At 45.5% G+C, this 10,895-nt stretch carries 12 protein-coding genes; 9 read left to right on the top strand and 3 right to left on the bottom strand.

All coding sequences use genetic code 11. The features are described 5' to 3' along the window. Window positions 1-231 precede the first annotated feature (231 nt). The 5 genes from VK541_RS22220 to VK541_RS22240 all read left to right on the top strand — a co-directional run bounded on the left by VK541_RS22220 (window position 232) and on the right by VK541_RS22240 (window position 4,602). Window positions 232-498 (top strand): DUF6266 family protein, encoded by a 267-nt coding sequence (locus VK541_RS22220; RefSeq protein WP_324372740.1) that lies wholly within the window; start codon window positions 232-234, stop codon window positions 496-498. A gap of 46 nt (window positions 499-544) precedes the next feature. Beyond that, a complete protein-coding gene (locus VK541_RS22225; RefSeq protein ID WP_324372741.1) occupies window positions 545-748 on the top strand; it encodes a DUF5808 domain-containing protein in 204 nt (67 codons plus the stop codon). 272 nt (window positions 749-1,020) lie between these two features. Continuing rightward, window positions 1,021-1,614: an AhpC/TSA family protein gene (locus tag VK541_RS22230; protein WP_324372742.1), complete on the top strand. Its 594-nt coding sequence runs from the start codon at window positions 1,021-1,023 to the stop codon at window positions 1,612-1,614. Window positions 1,615-1,640: 26 nt separating this feature from the next. Continuing rightward, the gene (locus tag VK541_RS22235; protein WP_324372743.1) at window positions 1,641-3,890 is read left to right on the top strand and encodes a response regulator; all 2,250 of its coding nucleotides are present in this window, start codon (window positions 1,641-1,643) and stop codon (window positions 3,888-3,890) included. Window positions 3,891-3,975: 85 nt separating this feature from the next. Further along, complete coding sequence (locus VK541_RS22240) at window positions 3,976-4,602, top strand: hypothetical protein (protein ID WP_324372744.1); 627 nt, start codon at window positions 3,976-3,978, stop codon at window positions 4,600-4,602. Window positions 4,603-4,627: 25 nt separating this feature from the next. Here the strand turns inward: VK541_RS22240 and VK541_RS22245 are convergent, their stop codons facing one another. The 3 genes from VK541_RS22245 to VK541_RS22255 all read right to left on the bottom strand — a co-directional run bounded on the left by VK541_RS22245 (window position 4,628) and on the right by VK541_RS22255 (window position 7,990). Further along, a complete protein-coding gene (locus VK541_RS22245; RefSeq protein WP_324372745.1) occupies window positions 4,628-6,166 on the bottom strand; it encodes an MFS transporter in 1,539 nt (512 codons plus the stop codon). 91 nt (window positions 6,167-6,257) lie between these two features. Continuing rightward, complete coding sequence (locus VK541_RS22250; RefSeq protein WP_324372747.1) at window positions 6,258-6,968, bottom strand: LytTR family DNA-binding domain-containing protein; 711 nt, start codon at window positions 6,966-6,968, stop codon at window positions 6,258-6,260. Continuing rightward, window positions 6,965-7,990 (bottom strand): sensor histidine kinase, encoded by a 1,026-nt coding sequence (locus VK541_RS22255; protein WP_324372748.1) that lies wholly within the window; start codon window positions 7,988-7,990, stop codon window positions 6,965-6,967. The genes VK541_RS22250 and VK541_RS22255 overlap by 4 nt, the downstream gene beginning before the upstream one ends. A gap of 153 nt (window positions 7,991-8,143) precedes the next feature. On the opposite strand from VK541_RS22255, the gene VK541_RS22260 reads away from it, so the two are divergent. The 4 genes from VK541_RS22260 to VK541_RS22275 form a co-directional block, all read left to right on the top strand. After that, the gene (locus VK541_RS22260) at window positions 8,144-8,899 is read left to right on the top strand and encodes a GNAT family N-acetyltransferase (protein ID WP_324372749.1); all 756 of its coding nucleotides are present in this window, start codon (window positions 8,144-8,146) and stop codon (window positions 8,897-8,899) included. Between the two features lie 9 nt (window positions 8,900-8,908). Then, window positions 8,909-9,619, top strand: a complete 711-nt coding sequence (locus VK541_RS22265) for a head GIN domain-containing protein (RefSeq protein WP_324372750.1) — start codon at window positions 8,909-8,911, stop codon at window positions 9,617-9,619. A 102-nt stretch (window positions 9,620-9,721) separates the two neighbouring features. Further along, window positions 9,722-10,288, top strand: coding sequence for a dihydrofolate reductase family protein (locus VK541_RS22270; RefSeq protein WP_324372752.1), 567 nt, complete (start codon window positions 9,722-9,724; stop codon window positions 10,286-10,288). Between the two features lie 34 nt (window positions 10,289-10,322). Further along, the coding region (locus VK541_RS22275; RefSeq protein WP_324372753.1) for an MFS transporter at window positions 10,323-10,895 on the top strand (573 nt) is incomplete at its 3' end.

Below are 10,895 nucleotides of genomic sequence, written 5' to 3' on the forward strand. Positions count from 1 at the left end.
TCTAAAACTATCGCCTTCTTATAAGACTCTTGATAAAGTCTACCAAATTTGGCATCTGTAATTTCTACTGACATCTCTTAAAGTTAATCATTAATAAATACTTCTTCGTGGAGATGTTAAGTCTGTATAGGACGAGTCACTTTGCAACACCTTGTCAACACCTTGTCAATACCTGCTTAGATCTGGAAGGCCTGAACGCATAAGCAATTGTAAACTGAAACAAAACATATTATGGCAAGAGGAGACAATGGTTCTTTCGGAAATTTTAAAGGAAAAATAGGCAATCTGGTGCGGTATCAGCTAAAAGGCAAAACCGTGGTGAGAAAGATTGGGCAGAACAAAAAGCCGTCTACACTTCCGCAGCTCAGGGTGCGGCAGAAAATGAAGGTAGTAACCAATTTTTTGAGCCCGATCCTGGAGTTTATCAATCTGGGTTTTGGTTTTGTGGTTTCATTATATTTAAATACAAGAAGTATCCCGAAGGTTAAAATAAACTGATACTTGCAGGCAATTTTACTAAGGCAATCCGTTAGATCTTACCGCGATGAATGAACTGGATAGAAAAAACAATAACTATTGGACATGGGGAGTCTTTTATAAGAACCCCAATGACCCTTCTATCTGGGTAGAAAAAAAATCAGGCTTTGGCTGGACTGTCAACTTTGCCCACAAAATATCCTACTTTATCGTAGCATTAATAGTGGGAATGCCCCTGTGGATTTTACTGGCCTTAGCATTGATGGATTAAAAAAATATAACATCTTTATCTACTTCCTGCAATTGCTCTACTAAATTTCGTTGCTTTTTCAGGAATAACTTATTTAGCAAACGCAATAAACAGATAATCCTATGAAACCTGACATGCAAATATTTTTTATTGTGTTACTTCCGCATTCATTTTCTTCAAGTTTCGGCTAAAGTCGCTCCTAATAATTAAAACTGAAAACATTATAAAACTTATTTACTTTTACATATCCAAGTTTTATCAGCAAAAGGTATAAAGTTTTATTTGACAAGCACATGAAAAAGGTAATGGCCATATCCTGGTTACTGATACTGCTTTCTGGGATGGTTGCCCTCTTTTGGTACAACGACTGGAGGTACCAGCTGCCTACGCCTGTCCCAAAAGATTATAAACCGGCAAGTCCGGGCAAACTGATCCGCTTAAACGGGCAATTTAATAACAACCGCAAGCCGGTATTTTTGCATTTTTTCAATCCGGACTGTCCATGTTCACGGTTCAACATCGCGCAGTTTAAATCACTGGTGAAAGAATACTCAGGCGAAGTAGATTTCATGGTCGTGGTCCTGAGCCCTAAATCCTTTACCTCCGGGGCCATCCGGGATAAATTTGACCTTGACATACCAGTTTTATTTGACCCCGCCCTCGCGGACTCCTGCGGAGTCTACTCTACCCCACAGGCGGCTCTGCTGGACAGCCGGCACCGCTTGTATTACCGTGGAAATTACAACAGCAGCCGTTACTGCACGGACGAAAAGACCAGTTATGCGAAAATCGCATTAAGAGGCTTACTGCTGAAACAGACGGAAGTGGTTTTTAGCCCCCTGGCCCTAAAGTCTTATGGCTGCAGCCTGCCTGATTGTAAAAATTAACCGATACCTTGTTATTAAACATATATATGAACCTTCAGCGAACGCCACCCGATAATCCTGTCCGTGCCCTGCTATTCGGCGTGCAGGAAAGGTCAGACCGGTTAATGAATTACTTCCTTACTGCGTATTTTTTACTTGGACTTGTATTTGCCCTTTTTTATGATACCTGGCTGATTGCTTTCGGTATTGGTGGCCTCTCAATGCTGGCGTATTATTCGGTTAAAATTGCGCTGCCTTCATCCGACCTTTATCAATACGTATTAAGCGCTGTATTGGGCATTTTTATGGCACAATATATTTACCAGATGCATGGACTGTTCGAAATGCATTTTTTTGCTTTTATCGGCAGTACGCTGCTCATTACTTACCAGAACTGGAAGCTGCAGATTCCGATGCTGGTCGTTGTGCTCACCCATCACGCCATCTTCGGATACCTGCAAAATACCGGCTTCAGCAAGATTTACTTCACCCGGCTAGATTATTTTGATCTTCAGACATTTGTGATCCACATCTTGCTTGCTGCCGTGATCTTTTTCATTTGCGGTTTATGGGCGTACCTGCTTCGGAAATACAATGAACAGCAAATTTCCCAGACGATGAAAATGGCTGAACTGGAACAAGAGGCCCAGCTTTCCCTGGAGCGGAAGCGTAATGAAGAAATCCTGGAAAAAGCGAATCAACAACTCCTCTTGTCTAATCTTGAGCTGGAAAAGGCCCGTAAAGAAGCCGAACAGGCCAACCAGGCCAAGAGCATTTTCCTGGCTACGATGAGCCACGAGATCCGGACACCGATGAACGGGGTAATCGGCATGGCTGCCCTTTTAAACCAAAGTGACCTAACAGATGAACAACGTATGTTTACTGAAACCATCACAACCTGTGGCGATACGCTGCTGAATGTGATCAATGATATCCTGGATTTCTCGAAGATAGAATCTGGCAACCTTGAACTGGAAAGTGAAGATTTTAATTTGCGCCAGTGTATCGAGGATGTATTGGATATTTTTGGTACCCGGGCAGCTAATCTCGGACTGGACCTGGTATACCAGATTGACAATGATGTTCCATTGCAAATTGTTGGAGATCATTTGCGGCTCAGGCAAGTGCTGATCAACCTGGTGGGCAATGCGATGAAGTTTACCGAACACGGAGAGGTTTGTGTCGAAGTCCATCTGGGAAGGAACACTCAGGACGCGTCGCTGGAGCTGAAATTCGACGTGCGCGATACCGGGATCGGCATCCCTGCCGATAAACTCAGCAGGCTGTTCAAGGCTTTTTCCCAGGTAGATTCATCTACCACCCGCAAATATGGCGGCACTGGTCTTGGCCTGGCAATATCTGAAAAGCTGGTTGGGCTTATGGGCGGCGAAATGAGTGTCGTCAGTGAACCCGATCAGGGATCGACCTTCTCATTTACGTTGAGAACCCGTGCCGGAACCAAGGTACTGATACCTTATAAGCATTACAGCATGCATGAACAGGAGGGCAAGAAGATCCTGCTGGTTGATGACAATATAACTAACCTGACCATCCTGAGCCGTCAGCTGGAAAACTGGGAACTACAGCCGCTGCTGGCTGATTCCGGGGAAAAGGCGCTGGCCATTCTCTCAGCTGACCCTGCGGTAGATTTAATCATTACAGACATGCTGATGCCAGGAATGGATGGAATAATGCTGACCAGACGGATCCGGGAACGTTACCCGTCCATACCTATTGTACTGCTCAGTTCTGTCGGGGAAGAATTTAAAGACGACCAGCGTGAGCTGTTTGTTTCTGTGATGACCAAGCCGATACGCCAGCACATTTTAAGCAAACATATCCTCGGCGCACTTCAGGCAAGTATACCCGCAGCGCCCGAACAAATCATTCCGAAAAAACTGTCAGCCGATTTTTCCGAAAAATATCCTTTTATCCTGCTCGTGGCAGAGGACAACTTAATGAACCAGCATGTGATCGTGAACATTTTGCACAAACTGGGATATGAGCCTGATCTGGTTAAAAATGGGCAGGAGGCACTGGAAGCCGCCATTAACAAAAATTACGATATAATTCTTATGGACATGCAGATGCCGGTTATGGATGGGCTGGAAGCGACCCGCCTGATCAGAGAAAAGTTAATCAAGCAACCTGTTATCATTGCACTTACCGCCAATACGATGGAAGGCGACCAGCAGATATGCCTGGATGGAGGCATGGATGACTACATTGGTAAACCGATCAGGCTGGATGACCTGATGACTAAACTTGAAAAGTGGCACATTTCAATCACTGCATAAGTCTCGTTCACAGAATTTCCTGGTATAAATTAATATCTGGCTAACATACTTGTTTTACTTTTACCTTTATAATGGAAATCCAAAAATGGAGACGTTAAAGGAACCTTTTAATATCCTTGTAGCTAAGTATACAGAACGACCGGCCTTTGCGGAGCGGCTTTGGAACGAACTGGAGCTTGCTTATATGCATAGCAGCCGAAGGTATCACAACCTCAGCCACCTTGAACGGATGCTTGGGGAGCTGTCAGCAGTAAAGGAACAGGTCAAAAACTGGGACGCCATACTATTTGCTTTATTCTACCATGACGTAGTTTATGATCCTTCAGGTAATGACAATGAGGAGCAAAGTGCTGCTCTGGCCAAAAAACGTATGCGGGAAATTGGCGTGATGCCCTATACCATTGAAAACTGCAAAATAGCAATCCTCGCTACCAAGCAGCATTTCAGTTCTGATGACCCTGATCTCGGTTATTTTCTGGACGCGGACCTTTCCGTTTTAGGCGCTGACTGGGATACCTATTACCGCTATTTGCTCAGCATCAGGGAAGAGTATCACATGTACCCCGACGATCTGTATATCATCGGCAGAAAAAAAATCCTGCAAAATTTCCTCAACATGCTTTCTATTTTCAAAACCAGGTATTTTTCTGACCGGCTTGAACAACAGGCGAGGGAAAACATAACCCTGGAAATCCAGTTGCTCGACGCCTGACTAATTCCCATAACTGTCAATATACTCATGCCATCGGCTCGACTTCAGTCCCCGCTCCGGCTGGCGCCTGTTTGAGCAGGCTGAATGCAAGAACAGCAAGCGCGGCCATGGCCACAGCAGTAAAGATGGCGGTAAAATGAAATCCCAGAACAAAGGCCTCCTTCGCCGCATTCATCAAGGGAACGCTCAATTCTGCCGGAAGCTTTTCTGCTTCAGCCATAGCACCACCCAGCGTATCTCTGGCAATCTTAGCCGCTTCCGGGGAAATACCATAAGACAAATCATTGCTCATCTTCGTACGATAAATGGCTGTACAAATGCTGCCAAGGATAGCAATCCCTGTTGCAGCGCCAAATTCTGCACTTGTTTCTGAAATGGCAGACGCCATGCCCGCTTTTTCAGGCGGAGCCGAGCCAATGATATAATCTGTAGTAAGCGTGAAAACTGGCGCAAGTCCAAAACAATAGACAACCCCGGCAGTCACCATGATATATAACCCGGAGTCTATGCGCACCGCAGCAAGCAGGGCAAAACCAACTGCCCCGACAGCGAGTCCCACTGCCATCACCAGTGCCGGTTTAGAATTTCTCACCAGTTTCGGCACCAGCAGAGACCCGCCAATAAAGGCAAAAAAAGTGGGCAGCAGCCACAATCCGGCCTGTAAGGGAGATAAGCCCAATACCAGCTGCAGGTATTGTGAAGTGAAGAAAAAAGAACCGAACATGAAGAAACCACCCAGGCCATAGATCAATAAGGCGGAACTGAAGGTCCTGTTGCCGAAAAGCTGAAGATCAATCATGGGATGTGTGAGCTTTTTTTGCCTCCGGATAAATACTGCCGACAGCAGTACCCCGGCAAAAATAATCAGTATGGTCATCCAGTCCGTTTCACCGGCCGCAATTTGCTTTAGCCCATAGATGATCGACAGTACTGCTGCAAGCGACAAAAGTGTGCTCGCAAGGTCCAGCCGTCCCGGATCCGGATCTTTGAATTCAGGAAGCAGTATGGGGCCGAGCAAAAGTAACAGCAGCATCACCGGTACGCCGATGAGGAATACAGATCCCCACCAGAAATACTCGAGCATAAAACCGCCTGCCAGTGGCCCTATCGCACCACCCGCAGAGTAACTCGCTATCCATATCCCGATGGCTGCGGTACGCTGGCGGTCATCATGAAACATGTTACGGATAAGTGACAAAGTAGAAGGCGCAAGTGTGGCCCCTGCAATACCCAGTAAGGCACGGGCAAGGATCAGCATGCTTGCGGTACTTGCAAACGCCGCAAAAACAGAAGCCAGGCCAAACGCAGCGGCGCCGATCAGCAACAACTTCCTGCGCCCGATCCTGTCGCCCAATGTGCCCATAGTGATGAGCAGCCCGGCCACCAGGAAACCATAAATATCCATGATCCAGAGCAATTGCGTACTGGAGGGTTTAAGGTCTGCACTTAAAGCCGGCACAGCCAGGTTGAGCACTGTAAGGTCCATCGAATAAAGGATACAGGGCAAGGCGATGACGGCGAGGCCAATCCATTCTTTACGTCCGGCCAATTGTTTTGTTTCCATACATTGAGTTCTTGTTTAATACAAATCTACCTGCATCAAATCACTTAACGCGGGTGCCGCCGCGGCAATCTTGAGGGGTAAATGTGACATACTAGGTCTTTGGCGGATGAAGCACCCTGCTTAAATTTTCTTTATAAAACTCGCTGACCGGGACTTCTTTATCGCCGATACAAACAAAGTCGCGTTTAACGGTGGTAATTTTCCTTACTGCAGCAAGAAACGATTTATGCGTTCTCACAAAAGCATCAGCCGGCAATTTTTCTTCCATGGCTTTCATCGTCATACGTGTAAGTACAGGTTTGGCAGCGGTAGACAGATAGATCTTGATGTAGTCCTTTAAACCCTCAATGTATTCAATGTCCGCGACCACAATTTTGACCAGCGTATATTCCACGTTTACGAAGAAATCCTGGATTTCGGGAAGGCTGTCTGGCTGCTGGTTTTGAAGCCGGAAGAGTTCATTGGCCCGGTTGCAGGCCTTTAAAAACCGTTCAAAACTAAAGGGCTTCAGCAGGTAATCCACTACCTGCAGGTTAAATCCCTGGAGCGCATACTGCTCATAGGCTGTCACAAGGATCACCATTGGCGGTTTTTGCAAAGAAGCTAAAAACTGAAGACCGTTTAAACCCGGCATTTGTATGTCCAGAAAGATCAGGTCTACCTGTTCCGTCTGCATCACTTCATAAGCCTCCAGCGCATTTTTACAGGTCCGGATCAGTTGAAGAAATGGCAGCTGCCGGATATTGTCTTCCAGCAGTTCGCGGACCAGCCGCTCATCATCGATAGCGATACATCTAATCATTTGAGCATTAACGTTAAGTGTATGTGAAACTGCTGATGGTCTGTTTTAATTTTCAGATTGTGCCTGTTTTTGTAAAGCATTTCCAGCCGCGACCGGACATTGGCCAGTCCGATTCCTGAGCTTTCATCCTTACTGGCTTCCGGCTGATCATCAACCTGGTTTAATACTTCAAAAATCAGGATGTCCTCTTTTACAGAAAGGCTGATACTGATCTTCGGATTTTCCAGATGGACCACTCCGTGCTTAAATGCATTCTCTACAAAAGGAACCAGCAGCATGGGCTCAATCATGTGCTCTTCATCATTGGTACCGGCATCAATATGGTACAGGATCTCTACCTCGTTGCCAAAGCGCAGTTTTTGAAGCGCTATATAATTATTAAGATATGAGATCTCCTTGCTTAGGGCCACTTTCTGACCTTTAGTATCGTAGAGCATATAGCGCATCAGTTCTGAAAGCATCAGCAGGGAAGGCTCCATCTGGTCCGATTTCTTCCTGGCCAGCGAGACCAGATTGGTAAGCACATTGAACAGGAAATGCGGGCTGATCTGTGAACGAAGGAACTTTAGTTCCGAAGAAAGCTGCGCTGCACGGATCTTTTGCTGCTCACGATCGTAACGGATTTTATCAACCACCTTACGGTAAATTATACTGATGAAATAAATTGCAACCGAAGGACCAAATACAAACTTATAAGCAGTCATATCCCTGAGTACATCGGGGAACCACTGCGCGAGAATCAAATATTTCAATTGAAATGAGACGACGATCAGTACAACCGATGCGGGAAGGTATAACCACCATAACCGTCTGTTGAGCAGTTTAGGAATCAGGTAATAGGCGTTAAGATAAAAGATAGCCATATGAATAACTCCCGCAACGGTAAAGAACAGCCCGGGGATCGGCCCTATCTTGAAATCCTGTTCTGAAGTGGAAACGAGATAAGGCAATAAAAGTACCGCTCCCCAGATCAGGGTGTGAAGAATGATGCTGATGTGCCGGAATTTAACAGATGTATTCATTTGCCTGCGACAGTAAAAATCAAAGCTAGTTATTTCACCAGGGATTAGAACAAAGAGTCGACCAAAGCCGAAATTGTAGCGACAAAAGGTCCGGTCATTATACCTGTTAATCAGCAATAGTTTTTATTAAATTTATAAAGAAATTAATTTGACATGGAATTGAAGGTAGAAAAAACGGTCCTGAGTGAAATTCAGGATCTTCGAATATTGTTTCTGAATGAAGGCAATTTTCAGTTCGTATGCAATAAATGCCATGACTATGGCTGGGCAGATACTTATCTCATCTTCATGGATGGCTTAAGGGTTGGCTATGGGTCTGTATGGGGAACCGATAAACGGGAGGACAGGGATACCATCTTTGAATTTTATGTGCTCAGACCCTATCGTAAGTTTTCAAACCTGATTTTCCCGGAATTTGTGAGAGTCAGCAAACCACTTTATATAGAAGGTCAGAGCAACGATCTGCTGCTGTCGTCCATGCTGTATGAACATTCAGAGCTGGTAAGACCGGAGGCCATACTTTTTGAGGATCATACGGAAACCAGCTACCATATTCCTGATGTAATTTTCAGAAAAAGAACGGATTCAGATGAAATGGGCGATGACGACAGTGATTACGTCCTGGTACAAAATGATCAGGTGATCGCCAGCGGCGGACTGATGCTGAACTACAACATGCCCTATGCCGACATTTACATGCAGGTAAAGGAGTCCTTTCGCGGACGGGGACTGGGAAGCCTGATCGTACAGGAATTGAAGAAAGCGGCATATGCAATGGGGAGGGTACCCGCAGCCAGGTGCAACGTAAATAACCAACGGTCCAAAGCCACCCTGCTCAAAGCGGGGCTTAATATTTGCGGATACAGGCTGAAAGGTGAAGTTAAAAAATCGCTATATTTAAACTCCTAATCTGTGACCATGAAAAAATTAAGCATCATTGCCTGCCTGCTCCCCTTCTTATTTACAGGATGTAACACCGATTGCATTGAAGATTCCGGAAACCATATAGAGAAGAATACGGTCGTAAAGCCGTTTGATAAGATCAGTGTCGCAGGTTCGATCATACTGATCCTGAGACAGGACAGCAGTTATGCCGTCAGGATAGCGACAGATTCTAATTTAATGAAATACGTGAAGGTTGACGTAAGCGGTGCCCAGCTCAACATTAAAGTAAAAGAAGAAGCGTATTGCGGCAAAGATTCCATTGTTGTAGAAGCCGGAATAGGCGCACTGAAAGAACTAAAAGGAGACGGGTCCCTGAAGGTTTCAGGTAAGGAGCGCATTTACGCAGGCGACCTGAAACTGAGCATGGCAGGTTCATCAGAAGTGACTTTGGACCTGACAGCCGGAAATCTGAGCACTAATATAGATGGAACCGGCACATTCAAACTGACCGGACAGACGGGCTCACACACCCTTATGGTCACAGGCATCGCCGACGTAGATGCTTTCAACTTCGTTTCAGGTGTTTACAAGATCAACGTCACCGGAACTGCAAAAGCCAACATCAATGTTCTGAACGAACTTAGTGTCAATACAGAGGGTTCAAGCGAGATCAGCTACAAAGGTAATCCGGCAAAAGTAAATGAAAAGAAATCCGGCGCAGCCGTACTGAAAAAAGTAAACTAGATCTTTGTCTCATTCACCCCCTGAAATTGTCGTTTTTAAGACGGACTGCGGTGTCATTTACCTCATAACTTTACCGTTATAAAAATCACAAAAAATACAGCTATGAGAAAAATAATATTGCTGATGCACGTTTCCCTTGATGGATTTGTTGCAGGCCCTAACGGAGAAATGGACTGGATCCGCATCAATGACGAAATGTTTGATACCGTCGGTCAATTTACTGAAAATGCCGATGCTGCGCTTTACGGCAGGAAGACCTATGAGATGATGGACGGTTACTGGCCAACGGCTGCTGAACAGCCAAATGCCTCAAAACATGACATTGAACATGGACAATGGTACAATAAGGTTGAAAAAATAGTGGTGTCAAACTCGATGAAGGATACCCGGCGTGCAAACACCCGCTTCATTGGAGGAGATGTTGCAGCGGGAATTGAGCAGATCAAACAGCAGCCAGGCGGAACAATTCTAATGATCGGAAGCCCTTCTGCATTTCATGAACTGGCAGCGCATAACCTGGTCGATGAATACTGGCTGTTTGTAAATCCCTTACTTATTGGTTCAGGGATTCCTATATTTAAGAACATCAGCAGTAAAGTAGAATTGAAGCTTACAGAAACAAAAACATTTTCCTTAGGGGTAATAGGCCTCCATTATGAAAAGGTATGATCTTTAAACGGGCTAAAAACAAATGAACCAGTAGATGGCTGAAGAGATTTCAGTAAGAAGACTTAAGGCCATTTTTGGCGGCTCGATAGGCAATCTCGTCGAATGGTACGACTGGTACGCCTATTCTGCATTCGCGATCTACTTTTCGGCATCTTTTTTTCCAAAGGGTAATCCTACTGTGCAGTTGCTGAATACTGCGGGCATATTTGCCCTCGGATTTTTAATGCGCCCTTTGGGTGGTTATATTTTCGGCCGGATCGCTGACCGCACCGGCCGTAAACAATCGATGACCCTTTCGGTACTGCTGATGTCTCTGGGTTCTTTAATGATTGCGCTGACCCCAACTTATCATACCATCGGTATTACAGCACCCATTTTATTACTCACTGCCAGGCTATTGCAGGGACTGAGTGTGGGGGGCGAATATGGTGTCTCTGCTACTTACCTGAGCGAGATGGCCAGCAAAAACCGCCGTGGTTTTTACTCCAGCTTTCAGTACGTCACTTTAATTGGCGGCCTGCTGCTGGCTCTTGGCATTCAGCTGATCCTGCAAAGGCTGCTGCTTTCCGAAGCCCAGCTCCTGGAATGGGGATGGCGTATTCCCTTT

The organism is Pedobacter sp. (assembly GCF_035317785.1).
Lineage (GTDB): Bacteria > Bacteroidota > Bacteroidia > Sphingobacteriales > Sphingobacteriaceae > Pedobacter.

What these genes read in the sequence shown, in the direction of transcription:
- VK541_RS22220 (WP_324372740.1), top strand. Translation starts at nt 232, where the DNA reads ATGGCAAGAGGAGACAATGGTTCTTTCGGAAATTTTAAAGGAAAAATA.
- VK541_RS22245 (WP_324372745.1), bottom strand. Translation starts at nt 6,166, where the DNA reads ATGGAAACAAAACAATTGGCCGGACGTAAAGAATGGATTGGCCTCGCC.
- VK541_RS22235 (WP_324372743.1), top strand. Translation starts at nt 1,641, where the DNA reads ATGAACCTTCAGCGAACGCCACCCGATAATCCTGTCCGTGCCCTGCTA.
- VK541_RS22240 (WP_324372744.1), top strand. Translation starts at nt 3,976, where the DNA reads ATGGAGACGTTAAAGGAACCTTTTAATATCCTTGTAGCTAAGTATACA.
- VK541_RS22250 (WP_324372747.1), bottom strand. Translation starts at nt 6,968, where the DNA reads ATGATTAGATGTATCGCTATCGATGATGAGCGGCTGGTCCGCGAACTG.
- VK541_RS22230 (WP_324372742.1), top strand. Translation starts at nt 1,021, where the DNA reads ATGAAAAAGGTAATGGCCATATCCTGGTTACTGATACTGCTTTCTGGG.
- VK541_RS22270 (WP_324372752.1), top strand. Translation starts at nt 9,722, where the DNA reads ATGAGAAAAATAATATTGCTGATGCACGTTTCCCTTGATGGATTTGTT.
- VK541_RS22255 (WP_324372748.1), bottom strand. Translation starts at nt 7,990, where the DNA reads ATGAATACATCTGTTAAATTCCGGCACATCAGCATCATTCTTCACACC.
- VK541_RS22225 (WP_324372741.1), top strand. Translation starts at nt 545, where the DNA reads ATGAATGAACTGGATAGAAAAAACAATAACTATTGGACATGGGGAGTC.
- VK541_RS22260 (WP_324372749.1), top strand. Translation starts at nt 8,144, where the DNA reads ATGGAATTGAAGGTAGAAAAAACGGTCCTGAGTGAAATTCAGGATCTT.
- VK541_RS22265 (WP_324372750.1), top strand. Translation starts at nt 8,909, where the DNA reads ATGAAAAAATTAAGCATCATTGCCTGCCTGCTCCCCTTCTTATTTACA.